This is a genomic window from Halomonas saccharevitans, from assembly GCF_900116405.1.
Classification (GTDB): domain Bacteria; phylum Pseudomonadota; class Gammaproteobacteria; order Pseudomonadales; family Halomonadaceae; genus Halomonas; species Halomonas saccharevitans.
Map to the genome: position 1 here is coordinate 1 of NZ_FPAQ01000005.1, position 21,515 is coordinate 21,515.

General features: G+C 67.1%; 20 protein-coding genes and 1 tRNA gene. 16 read left to right on the forward strand and 5 right to left on the reverse strand.

What is annotated here, in order from left to right:
• The coding region (locus tag BM388_RS03560) for a transposase (protein ID WP_175535028.1) at nt 1–234 on the reverse strand (234 nt) is incomplete at its 3' end.
• 47 nt (nt 235–281) lie between these two features.
• On the opposite strand from BM388_RS03560, the gene BM388_RS03565 reads away from it, so the two are divergent.
• Nucleotides 282–674 (forward strand): LexA family protein, encoded by a 393-nt coding sequence (locus BM388_RS03565; RefSeq protein ID WP_089847304.1) that lies wholly within the window; start codon nt 282–284, stop codon nt 672–674.
• Nucleotides 671–1,945: a Y-family DNA polymerase gene (locus BM388_RS03570; RefSeq protein ID WP_089847306.1), complete on the forward strand. Its 1,275-nt coding sequence runs from the start codon at nt 671–673 to the stop codon at nt 1,943–1,945. Before BM388_RS03565 ends, BM388_RS03570 begins: the two co-directional genes overlap by 4 nt.
• Nucleotides 1,946–2,014: 69 nt before the next feature.
• Here the strand turns inward: BM388_RS03570 and BM388_RS03575 are convergent, their stop codons facing one another.
• Entirely contained in the window at nt 2,015–2,689 is a 675-nt protein-coding gene (locus tag BM388_RS03575) for a Fe2+-dependent dioxygenase (protein WP_089847308.1), read from the reverse strand.
• A 147-nt stretch (nt 2,690–2,836) separates the two neighbouring features.
• Here BM388_RS03575 and BM388_RS17510 point away from each other — a divergent pair, with 147 nt between their 5' ends.
• The 12 genes from BM388_RS17510 (at nt 2,837) to BM388_RS03645 (ending at nt 13,677) form a co-directional block, all read left to right on the forward strand.
• Complete coding sequence (locus BM388_RS17510) at nt 2,837–3,835, forward strand: hypothetical protein (RefSeq protein WP_139233891.1); 999 nt, start codon at nt 2,837–2,839, stop codon at nt 3,833–3,835.
• Nucleotides 3,836–3,987: 152 nt separating this feature from the next.
• Nucleotides 3,988–4,494 (forward strand): hypothetical protein, encoded by a 507-nt coding sequence (locus tag BM388_RS03590; RefSeq protein ID WP_089847314.1) that lies wholly within the window; start codon nt 3,988–3,990, stop codon nt 4,492–4,494.
• 324 nt (nt 4,495–4,818) lie between these two features.
• Nucleotides 4,819–6,195: a site-specific integrase gene (locus BM388_RS03600; protein ID WP_089847317.1), complete on the forward strand. Its 1,377-nt coding sequence runs from the start codon at nt 4,819–4,821 to the stop codon at nt 6,193–6,195.
• A gap of 99 nt (nt 6,196–6,294) precedes the next feature.
• Entirely contained in the window at nt 6,295–7,299 is a 1,005-nt protein-coding gene (locus tag BM388_RS03605; RefSeq protein WP_089847319.1) for a hypothetical protein, read from the forward strand.
• 92 nt (nt 7,300–7,391) lie between these two features.
• Complete coding sequence (locus BM388_RS03610; protein ID WP_089847321.1) at nt 7,392–7,700, forward strand: hypothetical protein; 309 nt, start codon at nt 7,392–7,394, stop codon at nt 7,698–7,700.
• A complete protein-coding gene (locus BM388_RS03615; RefSeq protein ID WP_089847323.1) occupies nt 7,697–8,107 on the forward strand; it encodes a hypothetical protein in 411 nt (136 codons plus the stop codon). The genes BM388_RS03610 and BM388_RS03615 overlap by 4 nt, the downstream gene beginning before the upstream one ends.
• Nucleotides 8,108–8,194: 87 nt before the next feature.
• Nucleotides 8,195–9,148 carry a toprim domain-containing protein gene (locus tag BM388_RS03620; RefSeq protein WP_089847325.1) on the forward strand — a complete coding sequence of 318 codons (954 nt, stop codon included), beginning with the start codon at nt 8,195–8,197 and terminating at the stop codon, nt 9,146–9,148.
• Between the two features lie 163 nt (nt 9,149–9,311).
• The gene (locus tag BM388_RS03625) at nt 9,312–10,994 is read left to right on the forward strand and encodes a DUF927 domain-containing protein (protein WP_175535029.1); all 1,683 of its coding nucleotides are present in this window, start codon (nt 9,312–9,314) and stop codon (nt 10,992–10,994) included.
• A gap of 110 nt (nt 10,995–11,104) precedes the next feature.
• Nucleotides 11,105–11,347, forward strand: coding sequence for a hypothetical protein (locus BM388_RS03630; RefSeq protein ID WP_139233892.1), 243 nt, complete (start codon nt 11,105–11,107; stop codon nt 11,345–11,347).
• Between the two features lie 322 nt (nt 11,348–11,669).
• On the forward strand, nt 11,670–11,879 hold the full coding sequence (locus BM388_RS03635; RefSeq protein ID WP_089847331.1) for a hypothetical protein: 210 nt from the start codon (nt 11,670–11,672) through the stop codon (nt 11,877–11,879).
• Entirely contained in the window at nt 11,876–12,070 is a 195-nt protein-coding gene (locus BM388_RS03640) for a ribbon-helix-helix domain-containing protein (protein WP_089847333.1), read from the forward strand. The genes BM388_RS03635 and BM388_RS03640 overlap by 4 nt, the downstream gene beginning before the upstream one ends.
• Nucleotides 12,071–13,419: 1,349 nt before the next feature.
• Complete coding sequence (locus BM388_RS03645; RefSeq protein WP_089847335.1) at nt 13,420–13,677, forward strand: hypothetical protein; 258 nt, start codon at nt 13,420–13,422, stop codon at nt 13,675–13,677.
• Nucleotides 13,678–14,313: 636 nt separating this feature from the next.
• On the opposite strand, the gene BM388_RS03650 is transcribed toward BM388_RS03645, so the two are convergent.
• Both BM388_RS03650 and BM388_RS03655 read right to left on the reverse strand, forming a co-directional pair.
• Nucleotides 14,314–14,389, reverse strand: a tRNA-Thr gene (locus tag BM388_RS03650).
• Nucleotides 14,390–14,448: 59 nt separating this feature from the next.
• Nucleotides 14,449–15,264 carry an acyl-CoA thioesterase gene (locus BM388_RS03655; protein ID WP_089847337.1) on the reverse strand — a complete coding sequence of 272 codons (816 nt, stop codon included), beginning with the start codon at nt 15,262–15,264 and terminating at the stop codon, nt 14,449–14,451.
• An 85-nt stretch (nt 15,265–15,349) separates the two neighbouring features.
• Here BM388_RS03655 and tadA point away from each other — a divergent pair, with 85 nt between their 5' ends.
• Nucleotides 15,350–15,838, forward strand: coding sequence for a tRNA adenosine(34) deaminase TadA (tadA, locus tag BM388_RS03660; protein WP_089847340.1), 489 nt, complete (start codon nt 15,350–15,352; stop codon nt 15,836–15,838).
• A 14-nt stretch (nt 15,839–15,852) separates the two neighbouring features.
• Here tadA and mltF read toward each other — a convergent pair whose 3' ends face one another.
• On the reverse strand, nt 15,853–17,316 hold the full coding sequence (gene mltF / locus BM388_RS03665; RefSeq protein ID WP_089847342.1) for a membrane-bound lytic murein transglycosylase MltF: 1,464 nt from the start codon (nt 17,314–17,316) through the stop codon (nt 15,853–15,855).
• A gap of 157 nt (nt 17,317–17,473) precedes the next feature.
• On the opposite strand from mltF, the gene purL reads away from it, so the two are divergent.
• On the forward strand, nt 17,474–21,409 hold the full coding sequence (purL, locus tag BM388_RS03670) for a phosphoribosylformylglycinamidine synthase (RefSeq protein ID WP_089847344.1): 3,936 nt from the start codon (nt 17,474–17,476) through the stop codon (nt 21,407–21,409).
• The last annotated feature ends 106 nt before the right edge of the window (nt 21,410–21,515 follow it).

Here is a 21,515-nt window from a genome sequence, read left to right on the forward strand (position 1 = left end):
CAGACCAAAGACGCGCTGCCGGAGCATGGTCTCGGCGCGGTGCTGGCAACGGCGAGTGGCCCGAGCATCATCGAGGCGGCGCGCGATGGTACGGGTCAGCCCCATCTCGCGATCCAGCTGGCGAAGCAGCAGGACACCGCCATCGGAGGTGATCTCGCCCCCGTCGAAACCGGCGGTGACCTGGCGGCCTTTACAGCGTGGAAAGGAGGCAGTCGGCGTGGTACATTTTGTCATGGCGGCTGATGCGGTTGATTCTTGGTTAGGCTCTTGAATTATAACCGATTTTCAGCCGCCTTTTTCATGTCTGGTGCAATTTCCGGGCTAGCCCCGCCGACGATCACCTGGACGTGGAGATCGACCTGCATGCCCACGTGGTGCGCCGCCCGGCCGCCACCTACTTCGTGCGCGCCGAGGGCGATTCCATGCTCGGCGACGGCATCCATGACGGCGACCTGCTGGTGGTGGACCGCAGCCTGGAGCCGCTGCCCGGGCGGGTGGTGGTGATCGCCGTGGATGGTGAGCCCACCGTGAAGCGCCTGGAGCGCCGCGGCGAGCGGACCTTCCTGGTGGCCAGCAACCCGCGCTTCGCGCCGATCCCCCTGGCCGGGCGCGAATGCCAGGTGTGGGGCGTGGTCACCCACGTGCTCCACGCCCTGCCGGGGGGCGAGTCGTGATCGCGCTGGTCGACTGCAACAACTTCTACGTCAGCTGCGAGCGGGCCTTCGCTCCGCGCCTGGAGGGGCGGCCGGTGGGCGTGCTCTCCAACAACGACGGCTGCGTGGTGGCGCGCTCCAACGAGCTCAAGGCGCTGGGGATGGCCATGGGGGCGCCCCTGCACCTGCTGCCGCCGGCCATCCGCCGCCAGGCTGTGCTGCTCTCCAGCAACTACGCGCTCTACGGCGACATGAGCCGGCGGGTCAATCGGATCCTCGATGAGTTCTCGCCGGACGTGGAGGCCTACTCCATCGACGAGAGCTTCGTGGGCTTCACCGGTTTCGCGGCGGACGGCCTGGAGGCGCATGCCCAGCGGCTGCGCGAGACGGTGCGCCGGGATACCGGCATCCCGGTCTGCGTGGGGCTGGCGCCCACCCGGGTACTGGCCAAGGTGGCCAATCACGCGGCCAAGAAGCAGGCGGCCTTCGAGGGCGTCTGCCGGCTCGAGGCCGACGCCCCCGCCACCCGTGCGCTGCTCGAGAGGCTGCCGGTGACCGAGCTGTGGGGCGTGGCGCGACGCACCGCCGAGCGGCTGGCGCTGATGGAGATCCACACCGCCTGGCAGCTGCGCGAGGCCGATCCCAAGCAGGTCCGCCGCCACTTCTCGGTGGTGCTGGAGCGCATCGTCTGGGAGCTGCGCGGTCGCCCGGCCATCGTGCTCGATGACCTCGACGCGCCGCGCCAGCGCATCATGGTCTCGCGCTCCTTCGGGCGGCTGACCGGGGCCTTCGCCGACCTGCAGGAGGCGGTGCGCCAGCACGCCGCCCGGGGCGCCGAGAAGCTGCGCGGCCAGGGCAGCCAGGCCCGCGCGGTGATGGTCTTCCTGCGCACCAACCCTCACCAGATCGGCGAACGCCAGTACCGCAACAGCGCGGTGGTGCCGCTGCCGGCTCCCAGCGATGACAGCCGCACGCTGCTCGAGGCCGCCGCCCGGGGGCTCCAGGCGATCTTCCTCGAGGGGCCGCGCTACCAGAAGTGCGGCGTGATGCTGCTCGACCTGGTGGAGGCCGACCGCCATCAGCTCTCGCTGCTGGCGCCGCGCAGCGAGGCCGAGCGTGGCCGCAGCCAGCGGCTGATGGCGGCGGTGGACCGGCTCAACCGCGAGATGGGGCGCGATACCGTGCGCTTCGGCCTGCCGCGTGCGGGCACCGCCTGGGCGCTGCGCTGCGAACGGCGCACACCGCGCTACACCACCCGCTGGGACGAGCTGATGCGCGTTCGCACCGGCTAGGCGCCCGCCGGCGTGTCGGCGCCTCAAGTGTCGGCCCGTATCCGCCTCAGATGTCGGCCCACACCCGCCTCAGGTATCGGCCCACATCCGCAGCAGGTTGGCGAGGCTTTTGGAAAGGGTGTCGAAGGTCGGCGTCTTGCCGCTCTCCTCGAAGAGGCGGCGGCGGGTGCTGTCCAGGTCGAAGAGCACCTCCCGCTGCTGGGGATCGCGGACCAGGCTCTGCGCCCAGCCGACCGCCGCCAGGCGCTCGCCCCGGGTGACCGGCTCGACCCGGTGCAGGGTCGAGGAAGGGTAGAGCACCAGCGAGCCGGCCGGCAGCTTGAAGGTCTGCTCGCCGCCGGTGGTCTCGATCAGCAGCTCGCCGCCGTCGTAGGCGTCCGGATCGCCGAGAAAGAGGGTGAAGGAGATGTCGGTGCGCATGGCGCCGGCGGGGCTGCCCATGATGGCATCGTCGACGTGGTTGCCGTAGCTCATGCCCGGCTCGTAGCGGCTGAACATCAGCGGCTTCATGCGCCGCGGGCGTACCGCCATCTGGAACAGCGCATGGCGCTGGAGATGGTCGGTCACCTCCTCGCGTAGTGCGCTCACGGCGGGATGGCTGCCCTCTGCCTGGCGGTTGTGCTTGACCGTTCGAGCATGCCAGCCGGCGGTCTCGCGACCGTCCTGGAAGGGCGTATTGGCCAGGGTGGACTGGATCCGCTGAAGCAGTTCCTCGGGGATGATCTGGGCGATGCAGAGAATCACGATCGACTCCATTCGGGTGGGGGCGGCCCCAGTATATCTGAATGAAAAGGATTTGCGTTCACTGCCTGGCCGGTACTATCGTTTCGTCGCGGTGTCTGCCGCCCACATTCATGTACGAGACTCATGCAACGAGAGGAAGCACGCATCATGGCCACTACCCGCACCAAGCTCTGGATCGGCGTCGGAACGAGTGTCCTGCTGGGCACGGCGAGCGCCGGCTGGGCCGACAGCGTCGAGGCCCACGAGGGCGAGATGAACGCCGCCGAGCAGAGCCACCACCACGAGGGTGGCGAAGGCGGCGAGCAGAGCCAGCACCATCAAGGCGGCGAAGGCGGCGAAGGCGGCGAAGGCGGCGAAGGCGGAGAAGGTGGCGAAGGTGGCGAAGGCGGTGGCCTGGGTCCCGATCCGCTGGCTGTCTTCTCCGGCTGGGATGCCGCTCAAGGCGGTGAAGGCGGCGAAGGTGGTGAAGGCGGCGAAGGCGGCGGGAACGCCTCCGCGCCCGCCGATAACCCCGGGGTCACCTACACCCGCCTGGCCATGATGCAGGGCCACCTCGAGGTCGCCCGTGAGCTCTATCGCCAGGGCGAGCAGGACGCCGCCGTGGTGCACTTCGCACATCCGCTGGACGAGCAGCATCCGTCCGTGGAGTCGGCCCTGGCGTCCCGGGGCGTCCACGAGGCCGTTCATTCCTCGCTCGAGACCCTCGAACAGGGCGCCCGCGAGGGGCTGGCCTGGGAGGCCCTCGAATCACGCTATGCCGAAGTCGAGACGACGCTCGAGGAGGCCATGGCCACCACCGAGGCGTCGCTGCTTCAGGATCCCGCCTTCGTCAGCCGGGTGCATCGCGCCCTGGTCACCGCCTCGCTGTATGAGTACGCCGAGGCCGTCGAAGAGGGCGAGTTCACCAACGTCGTCGAGTATCAGGACGGGCGCGGCATGATGCAGGTGGGACGCCAGCTGCTCGAGCGCCAGGGCGAAGTGTTCGGCGCGAGAGATGACGCCGAGGGCTACCAGGCCCTGCTGAGCGCCTACGACGAGGTGCTGCAGGCCTGGCCGTCGGCCGAGGCGCCGGCGCAGCCGGCGGTGAGCTTCGGTGAGCTCTCGGGTGCCGTCTTCCGCCTCGAGCAGCTGCTGGGCGACTACTGAGGCAAGATCCGCCGCCCTCATGCCCGAGTGCACGGCGGCGGCGGTGTGCCGTAGGCGAGGAGATCGCCGACGCGTGATGTCAGCGAATGCCCATCCGGCGCATGGTACCCCTGGCAGGCTGCTAGCCTGTGGAGTCTGCCAAGGAGGACAGCATGCGATACACCGCGATGGCTCTGCTGGTACTGCCGCTCATGGGGCAGGCGCAGATCATGAAATGCCCGGATGGCTCATACAGCGACCGCTGCCCGGGAGGCGAGGCCTTCCAGGGCGGTGGTATCTCCCACTATGCCGCTCCCGAGCCGCGTTCGTTGGCCCCGTCGCTGGAAACTCGGCCCGACACCGACCGCTCCCGCGCCGGGGACGGTTCCGCCGGCAGCATCCTGCCGCGCCCGACGCCGGGTCCGAGCTCGGTGGCCGAGCGCGCCCAGGGCATGGGCATCAGCCGCAACGAACTGGTCAAGGCCCGCAGCCGTGGCACCATCCTGATCGGCATGGAAGAGAAGGATGTGATCGACATCCTCGGCCAGCCGGACGACGTGGATAGCAACGGAGGATACGGTTCCCGCTGCAAGACGATGCGCTGGTACGACCGTCGAGACGATCTGCCCGATTACGTCAGCACCTGCGATGGCCGGGTCGATTACTACAGCAACGGGTAATCACCGTCTCACCCCTTCTTGTTGCCTGCCACCTATTGGCCATCTCGACAGCCCACTACGAAAAACGGCCACCGCCCGATGGGCGAAGTGGCCGTTTCTCATGATCTTTCTGGTGCCGCAAAGAGGAGTCGAACCTCCGACCTACGCATTACGAGTGCGTGAACCTCATATTTCAGCGGAAACGACTAGAAGCAAGTGTCGCCATATATCTCAATAAAAACAATGTAATGAGTGTATATCGCTGTTTGATGTTTGTAGCTCGTTGTAGCCCGTTATATCCTGCCCTTGGAACCTATTTGGAACCTAGAAATTGAGGCCAGGGGCATGACGACAAAGACAGAACGGCTTACAACGCGAGCCCTGGAACGTCTCGCCAAGGAGTTGCCCGAAGGTGACGAGGTGTGGGACAGCGGAGAAGCCGGCTACCACGTGCGGGCCGGCAAGCGCGGTCTATCGCTGCGAGTGTCCTACTACAACCTGTCCGGCAAGCGCCGCGTGATGACCCTTGGCCGCTATGGTGTTGCCAACATGACCGCCGACAAGGGCCGCAAGGATGCCGCCAAGGTGCTGGCCATTGTCGCCCAGGGCGGCGACCCCCGCGCGGTGATGGAGGAGGCCAAGGCTGAGGAGAAGCGCCAGCAGCACCAGACACTAGCCGCCTATCTGGCCGGCCCCTACACCGCCTTCCAGAATCGCAAGAAAGACGGCGCCGCCAACCTGCGGCGCATCGAGAAAGACTTTGCGGGCTGGCTGGATAAGCCCATGGGCAGCCTGACGCGGGCCGATGTTGAGCGTTGGCAGGCCGAGCAAGAGGCCGCCGACAAGCCCCGCGCCTTTGGTACCCTGAAGCGGTCCTATGACGCCTTGTGCGGCCTGTTGGCCCACGCTGCCGAGCGCAAGGTGATACCGGCCCACCCATTGAAGGGCGTGAAGCTGCAACGGCCGGCCATGACCGAGGAGGAGATGGCCGAGCAAGCATCCCAGCGGCGCTACCTGGAGGCCGAGGAGGTGCTGGCGCTGTTTGCCGGGCTGGAGGCGTACCAAGAGGCCAAGCGCGCCCAGCGGCGTAGCAGCCGCGCCCATGGCAAGGCGCATCTGCCGGACCTAGACGGCGTGGCTTACGTGGATCACGTCGCGCCCTGGATTCTAACCATGTACTACACCGGCTTCCGGCCGGGCGACCTGTTCGGGCTGCGCTGGGATCACGTCAACCTAGACTTCCGCACCGTCCGCAAGACGATTGAAAAGACAGCGCACCACCGTGAGGAGCCCCAGACCTTCCCGCTGTCCACTGAGGCCGTGGACGTGCTGAGGGCGTGGCACCAGCAGCAAGGCAAGCCCACCACCGGGCTGGTATTCCCGTCGCCACGCAACGGTAAACGCATGAGCGCCACCGCCATGCAAAAGCCGTGGGCGACCGTCCGCAAACTGGCCGGGCTGCCCGCTGATTTGGTGCTGTACACCTTGCGGCACAACTTCGCCAGCCAACTGGTGATGGCCGGCGTTGACCTGCTGACCGTTTCCAAGCTGATGGCCCACGCTGACATTCAAACCACGATCAAGTTTTATGCCCACCTGCGGCCGGACCATTCCCGCGATGCCGTCGAGGCGTTCGCCAAGGCGGTGCCCAGGGCGCCAGCCGAGGAGGAGGGCGACAGCGACAAGGCACCAGCGATCCGCGTGGCCGTCACCAACGATTAAGACGAATTGGCCGGCTAGGGCCGTACACCCGAAAGCGCGGCGACTCCACCGCGCCCGCCGGCCAACTTTCCGTGGAGTGAGCGCGAGGAGTAGCGCCGGATGAGTTCAAAGCTGTATAGCCTCAAGGAGTGGCTCACGCTTGACGATGCAGCCTCACACCTGACCTCTGTTCTGGCTGAACAAGTCACAGTCTCCGACATCCTTCAGCTTGCGATTCAAAAGCGCCTCAAGCTGTCGGTAAACCTCATATCCGGTACCTATGCCAACAAGGGGGTTATCCGTGACATCACAGAAGCCAGGGTCCTCCTATGCCCGGCTGGCCATCCTCTCTCTTGGATGCGAGGGGACGAGCCCGCCACCCGGTTGGAAAAGAAGCTTCGGGCAATAGGCGTTATTAGGGCCGGAGATATTGAGAAGCTGGACGAGGAGATACGAACCGCTGTAGCTGACCATCGTGTGGAGGCGCTTCACGTTGGTGAGGGCATTTCTGAGACTGAGGTGGTGGAGTTCGAACAAGGGGTGCAGATGTTGAGCGGCATCTACGACCTACCAATGCTCTCGCTTGAAAAGTCGCTGGTAGAGGAAATGTATTACCCCAGGGTTGGCGGTCCTGATATTGACCCATGGGGCCTGGAAGGGGTGTGGCTGGAGCGAGAAGGCTGCATCTACAGGTTATGCAAGCGGATGGCGACCCAGGCCGATTACGATGCCTGCGGAACTGAGGACAGTATCTCGGAGTGGGAGAAGCGGTACACCGACCCTTCGAGGTGGTTTCCAGCCGACCGGCTCCCCGAGGAGTGTGCAATCATCCTGCGGCGAACCAATCTTGATGCCTTCATTGACAGCCTTGAAGCGCCGGAAGAGGCGCGAGGCCAGTTCTCTGAGGGCGAGGAGCTGCGTGCCCTTGAGGCGCTGGGGCTGATAACCGAGACGATTGCCAAGCTGGGGCCGAAATATCGAAAGGGCGATGCGGGCAAGCCGAACTGCGCCCAGATAGCCCATGCCATGAGCCAGCAGGCTGGCGAGGTGTACGGCATGAGCAAGAGCAAACTGCAACGGTTGCTGAGCTATGCCCTGGACGCTTGGGAGGAAAAGCGCGGCTAGTCGATCTGCATTTTGCATAAATGCACCTGCACCACGGCAGCCGCGGCCGTGGCCACCATTGAAGCGTCAACCAGCAACGTGGAGACGCTTCAATGCCTACCGAGACACACCCCCCCAGCGACATGCTGGCCAGCGCCCTGGCCCGCTACCGCGACGGCTTCGACCCGGCGCTGATTGAGCTGCCCGAAGCCGCTGTGTTCCCCCACCTGATACCTGCCCAGCCGGCGACCGCCCGCAAAGCCCGCACCACCGGCAGCCTGTTAGGCCGGCCGGCACCGCGTTTCGTGAAACGTGGCCGTGCCGTGCGCTACCGGCTGAAAGACGTGCTGGACTGGCTGGCCGATGGCAACGCCTACGGCAGCACTGCCGAGGCCCACGTGGCCGGGAGGGCGTCGGCATGACCACCATCGATCTGACGTTACACGGCGAGAGCGCCAGCGATCTGGCCCGCTTTCTGCGAGTCGTGGCCGAGCTGTTCGATGCCGAGGGCGAGGCCACCTTACCCCCTGCCGGTCATGAAAGGCCCGTGCGTGTGAATGATGCCCTGGTGGGCGCGATCACCGTGCTGGGCCGGTTGAGCTTCGAGGATGTCGCCAACCTGTCCCGAGCTGAGCGCGTCGGCAATATTCGCGCCCTGGACCAAGCCCATACGGCGCTGCTGGCGCTGGTGGACGTGCTACGCGACCGCGACATGCCCCCGGCCCGTTATCACGGGCCGCTGACGGCTGTGGACCTAGTGGGCGGCACCTTGGGCGAGCGAGCCGAGTTCCTGCAAGAGATTGCCGAGGAGGGAGCCGGCCATGTTTGAGCTTTCGCATCTGCTGGCCCGCGTCTGGCGCCGGCTTACTGGCCGAGGTGGACAAAGTGGACGCGGTAGACGCAAGGAGGGCGAGGCATGACACCCGAAACGCAAAAGGCCCGGCCCCCCGCAAAGGGCCGGACCCATACCGACGCGCCCCCCAAGCGTAGCAGCATCGAAGCGGCACTGGCCGAAGCCCTGGCAGCCCATGGCGTGACCCTGACCCCCAGGGCGTCAGGCCGCTTTGAGCGATTTGACGCGCCCGACAAGCCCAAGGGCAACGGCAACGGCTGGTATCGCATCCATGGCCCCCAGGCGGCGAGCTTTGGCATTTGGCATCTGGACGTGTCCGAGGTGGTGACGCTGCACGGCGCCAGCGACCCCGAGGCCGCCGCCCAGGCCCGGCTGGACGCGATGCGCGTCAGCGAGCGGCAAGCGCGAGAGCGCCAGCAGCAAGCGGCCAAGGCTGCTGACAAGGCCCGGCGCTGGTGGGCCGAGGCCTGCCTCGGCGATCCTGCCCACCCCTGGCTGGCCGGCAAGCGACTACCGCCCCACAACTTGCGCCAGCGCGGCGAGATGCTGCTGGTCCCGCTGTATTTCGAGGGCGAGCTGGTCAACCTTGAGCGCATCTTTCCCGACGGCAGCAAGCGCCCCCTTAAGGGTGGGCGCGTCAAGGGCGTGGCCAGCCTGATAGGCCGCCTGGCTGGCGCCAAGCGCGTGCTGGTGGCCGAGGGATGGAGTACCGCCGCCGCCTTGCATGAGGCCATGGGAGCGCCTGTGGTGGTGGCCCGCAATGCCGACAACCTGGCCCCCGTGGCGCGGCGCCTTCGCCAACGCCTGCCGGCTGAGGTGGCTATCACCATCTGTGGCGACGATGACCGGCACCTGCCGGACCAGGGCAAGGCCAACAAGGGCGCGGTAGAGGCCCGCCACGCCGCCCTGGCCATTGGTAGCGACCTGCTGATGCCGAAATTCTGCGAAGGCTGCCGGACCTGCACCGACTTTGCCGACGTGCGCCTTTGTCGGCTGGGAGGTGGCCATGGTGAGTGAATACCGCGACCCCGACACCTGCGACATGTTCGGGCAGCCTGACTTTGAGCCCGCCCATACCCCGTTGGACCTGTCCCGCCTGTCCCAGCCCAGCAGTGACGCGGCTTCCCGCCGGGACACCATAGGGACACCACCTGTCCCAACCTGTCCCATCGCCAGCGAGGTGGACCCCAGCAAAGCCCAGCCGGCCAAGGTGAAGGAGCCGAGGCGCCCCACCTTCGCCTGCTACCTGGCCCCCAGCCAATACGGGCCGCCGGGGCTGTATTACCACGGGCAGCGCCAGCCCAAGGGCGACGGCGACCCGGCCCCCTTCGACGTGTGGATATGCAGCCCCATCGAGTGCCTGGCCGCCACCCATGACGAGCGCGGCGACAACCACGGGCTGCTGCTGCGCTTCAAATCGCCTTACGGGCCGTGGCGGCAATGGGCGATGCCCCTGCGGCTGCTGAAGGGCAGCGGCGAGGAGATGCGCGGCGAGCTGCTGGATATGGGCATTCGTATCAATCCCGACGGCTTCAAGCCGCTACACCGCTGGGCGTCCCAATGCCGGCCCGATGAGGTGGTGGTGGCCGCAACCCGTGTGGGCTGGCACCGCGTCGAGGAGGCGCTGGTTTTCGTCATGCCCTGGCGCACCATCGCCCAGGGCGAGCTGGCCCGCCGGATCACCTTTCAAAGCGAGGTGGCCGGCCAAGACGAGTACGCCACCGCCGGCAACCTGGAGAGCTGGCGCCATGCCATAGGCCGGCTGTGCAGTGGCAACCCACTGATGGTGTTGGCCGTGTCCACCGCCCTGGCCGGCCCGCTGCTGCACCTGTGCCACCGGCAAACGGCAGGTATTCATCTGGTGGGTGATAGCTCCAACGGCAAAACGACGTTGCTGGAGGTCGCGGCCGCCGCCCTGAGTGATACGGCGCTGGTGCTGGACGAGATAGGCGAGGCCGATGGCAAAGAGATCGGCGCCACCGTCTACGCCTTGGGCAACGGCACCGGCAAGGCCCGCGCCAACCGCAACGGCACAGCAAGGCGTCCGCACCGCTGGCGCATCGCGGTATTGAGCAGCGGCGAGCGCACCCTGGCCGCCCACATGAGCGAGGCCGGCAAGCACCCCCATGCCGGGCAGGCCGTCCGGCTGCTGGATATACCCGCCAAGCGCGCCCACGGCGCCTTCGATCTGCTGCACCACCTGGCTGATGGCCGCGCCTTTGCGGATCACCTGAAAAGCGAGGTGACGCGCCACCATGGCCACCTTGGGCCGGCGTTCATCGAGCGGCTGGTGGCCGAGGAGCGCGACCTGGCCAGCGAGGTGGACCGCTTCGCCCAGGTAGACGGCTTTGCCACGTCCCGCCCGCTGCAAGGCCGGGCCGCCAAGGTGCTGGCGTTGATCGGGCTGGCCGGCGAGCTGGCTACCGAGTACGGGCTGACGGGCTGGCATGAGGGCGAGGCCATGGCCGCCGCTATCGAGGCGCTCCATGCATGGGCCGCCGGGCAGGGCGGCGTCAGGTCCGAGCATGAGCAGATATTGGCCAATGTGTCCGGTTTCATCGAGCGACACGGCGATGCCCGATTCAGCAGTGTCGAGAGCGACCCGGCCCATACCCCCACGGTCTATAACCGGGCCGGCTGGTGGCGTGATGATGCCGAGGGCCGCACCTACCTATTCAGCGGCGAGGGGCTGGCCGAGGCGCTGGGCGGCTTCGACGTGAAGCGCGGCACCGAAGCCCTGGAGGTGGCCGGCTGGATAGTCGAGCGCGATGCTGGCGCGCGGTCCGTGCGCGTACGGATCAACGGCAGCCGCCGCCGCGTCTATGCGATCCGCCCGGCTGAGACCGAGGAGGGCGCGGCATGAGCCTGGACGATGTTTACCGCACCTTCGCTGGGACACGTCGGGACACCACCTGTCCCGGACCTGTCCCGCCGCCAACCCGCATGGTTGAGCCGTTGGGACAGGTGGGACACGTGGGACACCACCAGAAGCAGGTAGGGCAGGGCGAGGCCGGGCCGGCGCATGAGGTCGAGGCGCTGCTGGCCGCCCTGGCTGACACGGGCCGCGACCTTGGGCCGGCGCTGGCGCATCGCCTACGCGAGACGCTGGCGCCTCTGAGCCGACAGGTACGGGCCGAACTGGTGGCGGTGGTAGATGACGCCTTCGGGTGGCGCCGAGCCTTGAGGCTGCCCGCCAGCAGGCCCACCGGTTGTTAAGGAATGCTAAGGCGCTGGAGGCGGCCAAGGCCGTTTGGCCGGCATACCCTGAGCCACTGGCCACCAGCGACTCCCAGGCGCCAGCAGAGCGCCATATTGACCCACCCTGGTTGGCCTATGCCGCGCACCACTGTGCGTTGGTGCCGGATGACCGGCGCTACCTGCTGCACCACCTGGCCACCCGACCCGAAGCCGAGGCCATGAAGGTAGCTCGGCACTATGTCGAGGCGTGGGCGGCTGGCGCTGCTGCCGAGCCCCAGGCCCAGCGGCGCGACAATGCCGGCAGGCGGACCGCTAACGCGATGCTGAGAGGTACGACACCATGAAGCGAGGCAACCCCAAGGCTCGCCCGTCAAAGGGCGCCTGCGACGCCTACCGGCGTTTGATGGGTGATGATATTTCCCGGCTAGAAAAGGGCGCCATCGATCTGGAGACGCTGCCGGCCATCGACCTGGACAGCTTGCCGGAGCTTGATCTGGAGCCGCCCGCTATCGACTTGCCCCACGACACCGAAGAGGAGGGCGAACGATGAGCAAGAACCCACGGCGGCTTGCCGAGCCCGTGCGGCTGATCGTGAGCGTCGAGGCTGAGGTGGTGGAGGGCATCGACCGGCTGATGAGCCAGGGGCTGCACCACGGCCACCGCAACCGCGCCGAGTTTGTGCGCCTGGCCATCGAGCGAGAGCTGGCACGATGCCGGCCTGATGATTTCCGTACCCCCTAAAAGGGTCGGCGATTGAAAAACAATCAAGATTTATCAAGGGCGCCCCAGACTGGGCGCCTTTGCCGTGTTGGCGTCTGATGATTTTTCGACCAATAACGCGCGTGCGTTGCCGGCACCCCAACAAAACCCAACATCGGGGCGCCGGCAGGGCGCCGGGCATGTTGACAAATGTTGACGTTGGGAAGGGCGCCAGCGACCTGGCAAAACCTGGCATCGGCCATCGGCTCGGATGCTAAGAAATGCTCAGGCACCGTAGGCTGCAAGGCCTGTTTTGCCGGCCTGCTCTGAGCTCTCGCCCACCGAAGTCCAGCCGCTGGCAGACGGATAGTTAACGCAATGATGAGAGAGATGTTATCCAATTAACCGAGCTGCGCGGGGCAATAACGGGACAACACCAAGAACAATATGGGTTTCGACCCCTATTCCTGATCATGCTTTGCCAGACGCCGAGCTTCGCGTTTGCTCTCGCGGTAGCATGACCAGAAGACGTAAGCCGGCCCGCCTATGATGAAAGCCCACTTTATGATTTCCATGACGCTCCTACCGTGATGGATTTAGGTTTCACGATAGCACACGACCCACCAATCCCTTGGCCACGTGCCGGGTTTACACGACATACAATTCTGGGGCTGGCCGTCCGTGGCCGTGGCGGCGTGCTGGCAACTGTCCCTTGGGCGCGCCCACTAGGCGACCGAGGCCGCGAGATAAAGGCGCCACGTTGAGCATGGCCCACGATGCGCTCCACCGCTGTAGGACATTGCCGACACAAAAGGTACTCCACCCCTCTACCCCGTACCCGAGGGGGCGCCGAGGCCCAAGCGCGCGCTATTTACGGCGGTTTCGTTTCGCTTCCGCTTCCGGTTTGCCGCTGGCGCTGAAGCCCCGCCACTGCTGGGCTGGTTCTTCCAGGCAACCGGAACTCGCCAACGTCGATACCCGAAGCCACTCCCGAGTAAAGCCAAGGTGCTGGCCGGCGCCCTCCCCACCAGCCACGGGGCGCCGAGTGCCTGGCTGTCGGCATTGTTTCGGCGTTCCAGGTGCTCCACCACTGATGGCCACGAGCCGCGTGGTTGCGGCGTTTCGAGTTGGTGAAGGTGGGGATTCGATGTTGAGGTTTGTTGAGGTAGCTGGCGTTACCCTGCAAGGCAACCTTGGCTCATGGACGCTGATGTACTGGGGCAACCGAACAAGGAGCACGACACATGACCAAGAAGCCCGGATATGGCAAGCCGCGCGATTGGTTCAGACCACTCCGCGCCGAGATCACCTACAAGGGCACCGATACCCATATCTGAGCATCGTCATCTGGTTTACTCTGTGGCAGGAGGGATTCCATAGGGGAGCAAGCCATGACCAATGAGATCAGCACGCTGAAGATGATGGCTGAGACAGCGAAGCGGCAGGAAGAGAAGCGGATCCTGAAAAGGGTGCGCTTGAAGGAAAAGCAGGCCAAGGCCAAGGCGAAGAAGAAGGCCGACCAGCAACGCAAAAATGAACAGAGGATAGCTGCTGGCAAGAAGCCGAAGAACTACAAACAAAAGAAAGTCGATGCGCTCGACTCTTGGAGCCGACTACCAGGAAGCGCCTTTAGCGGCAAGCGCCAGTAACAGGCCCGTCACCCTCTCAGCATCCACGCTGCTCCCTGGTGCTAGCCCTACCGACAGCGAGATTCCGCTATCGGCACCTTTCTCTCACCAATGGCGTGAACGCCAGGTGACACGCTGCTGACTCATGCCGTGCTCGACGAACCCCGTGCCCTGCGGGCCGAGGTGGTCAATCTACGGGATGAGGTCGGATAGCTCCGCGCCCTGCCGGTACCTGACAAACCAGATACTCCGGACAGATCGCACAAGGCGAGCGAGAGCATGGTGCTCGGTAGAGAGGGGGCGGTCTGATTCCTGGATCCGCTGGCGCCAGCGACCGGGACGGCCCCTTTGCTGAATCGCTAACCCAGTTTTTCGGCTGACCGGCTGGTGGCCGGCGTCATGCCCAAGCGCCAGCCGCACCTGGCCCCTACCCCTGGTAGCGCAGCCCTAGGCGCTCCGCACCGGGCAACCGGCAATGGCCATCTGATACCGGGCAGGTAGCAGGGCGACGTGGCGAGGTGCGCCCACCTGCCGGCCGGTTGCTGGAACCTAGCCGGCGACTTCCTGACGGCTGGAACCTATTTGGAACCTAGAAGGCGAGCAACGAAAAACGGCTACCGCGACGATTCGCTAAGTGGCCGTTTTCAAGATGGTTTCTGGTGCCGCAAAGAGGACTCGAACCTCCGACCTACGCATTACGAGTGCGTTGCTCTACCAGCTGAGCTATTGCGGCGGCAGGGGCAGGATAGCGCCGGGCCCCATTCGCTGCCAAGTCAGGAGGGTGACTGAGGGTCAGGAGCGCAGCCGGGTCAACCCTTCCTGGGCGCTGGAGGCGACCAGTCGACCCTGGCGATCGTAGAGGCTGCCGCGGGCGAAACCTCGCGCTCCGCCGGCCCAGGGGCTGTCCATGTCGTAGAGCAGCCAGTCGTCGACCCTGACGTCGCGATGGAACCAGAGGGCGTGATCGAGGCTGGCGATCTGCAGCCGCGGATCGCGAAACGCGATGCCGTGGGGTACCAGCGAGGTGGTCAGCAGGTTGAAGTCGGAGCTGTAGGCGAGCAGGCTGCGCTGCAGCGCCTGGTCGTCGGGCAGCTCGCCCACCAGGCGGAACCACAGGCGCTTGCGGGCCGCCTCGCCGGGCTCGGCGCTCTCGTCGATGCGCAGGAACTCGATGGGGTGGCCAGGGAAGCGCTCGAGGCGGGCGTCACCCTCTTGAAGCGTCTCGGGAGTGGGCACCGCAGGCGCCGTGGTCTGGTGGGTGATGCTCTCCTCTTCGCCCTGGAAGGAGGCGCTACAGAAGAAGATCGGCCGCCCCTTCTGGATGGCGGTGATCCGGCGCGTGGTGAAGCTGCCGCCATCGCGCACCGCATCCACTTGGTAGACCACCGGACGGTGCGGATCTCCCGGGCGCAGGAAGTAGCCGTGCTGGGAGTGGACCCGTCGGCTCGGGTCGACGGTCTGGCTGGCGGCCGAGAGGGCCTGGCCCAGCACCTGGCCGCCGAACAGCTGGGGTAGGCCCAGATCCTGGCTGCGGCCGCGAAACAGGTTTTCCTCCAGGGCCTCGAGACCGAGGAGGTCGACCAGGGCGTTCAAGGCATCGGGTGTCATGGTTCCTCCGGGCGGTGGCGTGCAGGGACGCCACCGATATCATACGATCGTCTTAATGCCATCCAGTCTACGGGAGTTCCGCACAGTGCGCAGCGACGAGTTCTACATGCATCGGGCGCTGGATCAGGCCCGGCGGGGCCTGGACGCTGGCGAGGTGCCGGTGGGCGCGGTGGTGGTGGACGCCGCGGGCGAGGTCGTCGGCGCCGGCTTCAATGCGCCGGTGGGCGGCCACGATCCCAGCGCCCACGCCGAGATCCAGGCGCTGCGCGCCGCCGGCGAGCGGCTCGGCAACTACCGGCTGGACGGCTGCACCCTCTACGTGACCCTCGAGCCCTGCCTGATGTGTACCGGGGCGATCATCCATGCTCGCCTGGCCCGTGTGGTCTACGGTGCGGCCGAGCCGCGCAGCGGCATGGTGGAGTCGAAGGCCAATCTCTTCGCTCAGCCCTGGTATCACCACCGCGTGACGGTAGAGGGCGGCGTGCTGGCCGCCCGCGCCGCCCGACTGCTCAAGGCGTTCTTCGCCGCCCGCCGGGGCAGGGCGGGGCAGAACGGCGAGGGCGAGGCCGGCTAGATGGGGTTACACAACTAGAGCACCGGGGGTACCTGCTCGAAGAGTTCGGTGTCGGCCCGGTCAGGCAGCCGTGCATTGAGCTCGTGGAACTGCTCCTGGCTGCGATCGAGGTAGGCCAGTATCTCGTAGTAGCGGCGGATGTTGCGCACGTAGATCACCGGCTCGCCGCCTCGGGCATAGCCGTAACGCGTCTTGCTGTGCCACTCGCGCTCCTGGAGCAGCGGCAGCGAGTCGCGCACATCGCGCCAGCGGTCGGGATCGCCGCCGCGCATCTCGGTGATCTTGCGGGCGTCGTAGAGGTGACCGAGGCCGACGTTGTAGGAGGCCATGGCCATGAACAGGCGGTCGTCGCCTTCGATCGATGCCGGCAGGCGCTCCTCGATCTGGCGCAGGTAGCGGGCGCCGCCGTGGATGCTCTGGGCCGGGTCGAGGCGGTTGTCGACGCCGAGGTCGCCGGCGGTGGCGTTGGTCAGCATCATCAGGCCGCGCACCCCGGTGGGGGAGGTGGCGCGGGGCTCCCAGTGGGACTCCTGATAGCCCAGCGCGGCCAGCAGCTTCCAGTCGAAGCCGGTGTTGCGGGCGGCCTCGCGGAACAGCTCGCCGTAGCGGGGCAGACGCTTGCGGGCATGGGCGATGAAGGTGCGGGCGCCCACGTACTCGAGGTAGTCATCGTGACCGAAGTAGCGGGCGACCAGGGCGTCGAGCTCCCCACTCCGACGCAGCGCGTCGAGGAAGCGATTGGCTTCGCCGACCAGCCCCAGTCCGCGGCCGGCGGGGAAGGCCCAGGCCAGGGAGAGCGGCTTGCCGAGGGTGAAGCCGTCCTCGACTTCGGGGAAGAACAGCCGGTTGAGACGGAACTGATGCTCGAAGATCACCGCAGCATCCAGGGTGCCACCGGCCACCTGGCCGAGCAGCTCGGCCACCTCCAGCTCGGCAGACTCCTTCCAACTCAGCCACGGGTGCTCCACCTGCAGCTCGCGCAGCACACGGCCGGTACCGGAGCCGCGCAGGGTGCCGATCTCCAGCCCCTCCAGCTCCTCGATCTTCTCCGGCGGATGCAGGCCGCGACGATAGACCAGCAGGGGCTGCAGCGGCATGATCGGTCGGCTGAACAGCACGCCCTCGAGGGTCGGGTCCAGGGGCAGGGCGGCCGCGCCCAGGTCACCCTCCTCACGCACCGCCTCGATCACGTCGGGAATGTGATGGTCGGCGTCCAGGGTCAGGCTGACGCCCAGATGATTGGCGAAGCGCCGCACCAGCTCGTATTCGAACCCGGTGGGGCCCTCCCGCCCTTCGTAATAGGTGGTGGGGGTGTTGCGGGTATGCACGCTGAGGAAGTCCCGGGCGAGCACCTCCTGCAGGTGCGCCCCCTGTGGCGTGCCGCCATGGTGGGGCAGCAGCGCGAGCAGCAGGGCGCTGCACAGCAGGGCTGTCCCGCGCCAGAGGCGCCGGGAAGAGACGGTCGCGAATGCGGGCATAGGGGCGGTGTGCGGCGAAGAGGCCTTCAACCATAACCAGCTGATCGATGGCTGTCACCTCTGCCGATTTCTCGCGCCCGGCGCTTTCCAGTATCATGTGCGCTCGTTGCCGCCGGCCGCGGCCCCGAATTCCCCCCTGTATCAGAGGCTCCAGGATATGCTCGAACTGCGAGGCGCGCCCGCCCTATCTGCTTTCCGTCATGCCAAGCTGCTGGACGCCCTGCGCGCATCCGTTCCCGAGGTCGAGTCCCTGCGGGCCGACTATGTCCACTTCGTCGACCATGACGGCGACCTGGACGAGGGTGAGCGGCGCCTGCTGGAGCAGCTGCTCGACTATGGCCCCGCGCGCCAGGACGCGTCCCATGGCGACGGCCAGCTGTTCCTGGTAGTGCCGCGCATCGGCACCCAGTCCCCCTGGTCCTCCAAGGCCACCGACATCGCCCACAACTGCGGGCTTACCCGGGTGCGGCGTATCGAGCGCGGCATTGCCTATCGGGTCCGGGTGGCCGGCACCCTCGCCGAGGCCGCCTTCGAGGGCCTTCAGGCGGCCCTGCATGACCGCATGACCGAGACCGTGCTGGCCGATGCCTCCGACGCCGCCCGGCTGTTCGCCCACCACGCGCCGGCACCGCTGGGTAGCGTGGACATCCTCGAGGGCGGCCGCGAGGCCCTCGCCGTCGCCAACGTCGAGCTGGGGCTGGCGCTGGCCGAGGACGAGATCGACTACCTCTGCGAGGCGTTTCGCGAGCTGGGCCGCAACCCCGCGGACGTCGAGCTGATGATGTTCGCCCAGGCCAACTCTGAGCATTGCCGCCACAAGATCTTCAATGCCGACTGGCTGATCGACGGCGAGGCCCAGGAGCGCTCGTTGTTCAAGATGATCAAGAACACCCACGAGTGCTCGCCCGGCGATATCCTCTCCGCCTACAGCGACAACGCGGCGGTGATCCGGGGCTCTGATGCGCCGCGCTTCTATCCCGCGTCGCTGGCTGGCCAGGGCGACGAGCGCGCCGTCTACGGCGCCACCCAGGAGCCGATCCAGATCCTGATGAAGGTGGAGACCCACAACCACCCCACGGCCATCGCGCCGCATCCGGGGGCGGCCACCGGCGCCGGCGGCGAGATCCGCGACGAGGGCGCCACCGGCATCGGCGGCAAGCCCAAGGCGGGCCTGACCGGCTTCACCGTCTCCAACCTGCGCATCCCCGAGTTCGTGCAGCCCTGGGAGGCCTTCGACTACGGCAAGCCCGAGCGCATCCAGTCGGCCCTACAGATCATGCTCGAGGGCCCGATCGGCGGCGCCGCCTTCAACAACGAGTTCGGCCGCCCGAACCTCGCCGGCGTCTTCCGCACCTACGAGCAGGACGCCCTGGGCCGCGACGGCATCGAGCGGCGCGGCTATCACAAGCCGATCATGCTCGCGGGCGGCTACGGCAACATCCGCGATGGCCACGTCCAGAAGGGCGAGATCCCCGTCGGCGGCAAGCTGATCGTGATGGGCGGCCCGGCGATGCTGATCGGCCTCGGGGGCGGCGCCGCCTCCTCCATGGCCTCCGGCGCCTCCAGCGCCGATCTGGACTTCGCCTCGGTGCAGCGCGGCAACCCCGAGATGGAGCGCCGCGCCCAGGAGGTGATCGATCGCTGCTGGGCGATGGGCGACGACAACCCGATCCGCTTCATCCACGACGTCGGTGCCGGCGGGCTCTCCAACGCCCTGCCCGAGCTGGTCAAGGACGGCGAGCGCGGCGGGCTCTTCGATCTGCGCGCCGTGCCCAACGCCGAGCCGGGCATGAGCCCGCTGGAGATCTGGTGCAACGAGGCCCAGGAGCGCTACGTGCTCGCCGTGGCCCCCGAGGCGCTGGCGACCTTCGAGGCGCTCTGCGCCCGCGAGCGCTGCCCCTATGCCGTGGTCGGCGAGGCCACCGAGGCCCACCACCTGGCGGTGACCGACGGCCACTTCGAGAGCCAGCCGGTGGATCTGCCGATGAGCGTGCTGTTCGGCAAGCCGCCGAAGATGCAGCGCGAGTTCAGCCGCCAGACCAACACCCTCTCCGGCGTGATGCTCGACAACCTCGACCTGCGTGAGGCGATGGACCGGGTGCTGCGTCTGCCCGCCGTGGCCTCCAAGAGCTTCCTGATCACCATCGGCGACCGCTCGATCACCGGCCAGGTGGCCCGTGACCAGATGGTTGGCCCCTGGCAGGTGCCGGTGGCCGACGTCGCCGTGACCACGGCGAGCTTCGATACCCATGCCGGCGAGGCGATGGCCATGGGCGAGCGTCCGCCGGTGGCGCTGATCGACCCCGCCGCCAGCGCGCGCCTGTCGGTAGCCGAGGCGATCACCAACCTGGCCGCCGCGCCGATCGAGAAGCTCGAGGACATCAAGCTCTCGGCCAACTGGATGAGCGCCGCCGACCATCCCGGCGAGAACCAGGCGCTGTATGACGCCGTGCACGCCGTGGGCATGGAGCTCTGCCCGGCGCTGGGCATCGCCATCCCGGTGGGCAAGGACTCCATGTCCATGCGCACCGCCTGGCAGGAGGACGGCGAGGAGAAGAGCATCACCTCGCCGCTGTCGCTGTCGATCACCGGCTTCGCCCCGGTCACCGACGCCATGAAGACGCTGACCCCGCAGATCGACCTGGAGCAGGACGAGTCCGACCTGCTGCTGATCGATCTGGGCGGTGGCAAGAACCGCCTGGGCGGCTCGGCGCTGGCCCAGGTCTACGGCCAGGTGGGCGACGAGTGCCCGGACCTGGACGATCCCGAGGACCTGCGCGCCTTCTTTACCGTGATTCAGGGGCTCAACGCCGAGGGCAAGCTGCTGGCCTACCACGACCGCAGCGACGGCGGCCTGCTGGTGACCCTGCTGGAGATGGCCTTCGCCGCCCACACGGGCCTGGAGATCAAGCTCGACTGGATGATCGATGAGCCCGTCGACGCCCTCAACGCGCTGTTTGCCGAGGAGCTCGGTGCGGTCATCCAGGTGAACCGCCAGGACACCGAGGAGGTGCTGGCGCAGTTCGCCGCGGCGGGCATCGAGACCTGCGGCGTCATCGCCCGGCCGCGCTACGACGACCAAGTGCGCGTCACCCTGTTCGAGGAGCCGCTGCTGGAGACCACCCGGCTGCTGGCCGAGCGCACCTGGGCCGAGACCAGCTATCGCCTGCAGGCGCTGCGCGACAACGCCGAGTGCGCCAAGAACGAGTTCGACGGCCTGCTCGACGGCCGCGACCCGGGTCTCTCGGCCCAGCCGAGCTTCGACGTCGACGAGGACATCGCCGCGCCCTATCTTCAGGCACCCCAGATCAACAAGACCCGTCCGGCGGTGGCGGTGCTGCGCGAGCAGGGCGTCAACGGTCAGCTGGAGATGGCCTGGGCCTTCGACAAGGCCGGCTTCGAGGCCGTCGACGTGCACATGAGCGACATCCTCGAGGGGCGGGTGAGCCTCGAGGCGTTCAAGGGCCTGGTGGCCTGCGGCGGCTTCTCCTACGGCGACGTGCTGGGCGCCGGCGGCGGCTGGGCCAAGTCGATCCTCTTCAACCCTCGCGCCCGTGAGCAGTTCGCGGCCTTCTTCGAGCGCGACGACAGCTTCTCGCTGGGCGTGTGCAACGGCTGCCAGATGCTCGCCCAGCTCAAGGAGCTGATCCCGGGCGCCGAGGCCTGGCCGCGCTTCGTGCGCAACGAGTCCGAGCAGTTCGAGGCGCGGGTCTCGATGGTGCAGGTGGAGGAGAGCCCATCGATCCTGCTCGCCGGCATGCAGGGCTCGCGCCTGCCCATCGCCGTGGCCCACGGCGAGGGCCGGGCCGAGTTCCGCGACAGCGCCCACCTGCGAAGCCTTCAGGGCAGCGGCCAGGTCGCCCTGCGCTTCCTGGACAACCACGGCCAGGTGACCACCCGCTATCCGGCCAACCCCAACGGCTCGCCCTCCGGCATCACCGGCCTGACCACGCCGGACGGCCGCGTGACCATCATGATGCCGCACCCGGAGCGGGTCGTGCGGGCGGTGACCAACTCCTGGCGCCCGGCCGAGTGGACGAAGGACGGCGCTTGGATGCGCCTGTTCCGCAACGCCCGCACCTGGCTCGGCTAATGTGCGAGCTCCGGCGACGCTCGCGCCGTCGCTAAAACGCCAACGCCCGGGACCTGGTCTCGGGCGTTGGCGTTTTTACTGAGGCCTTCTGTCGCCGGTCTTATGG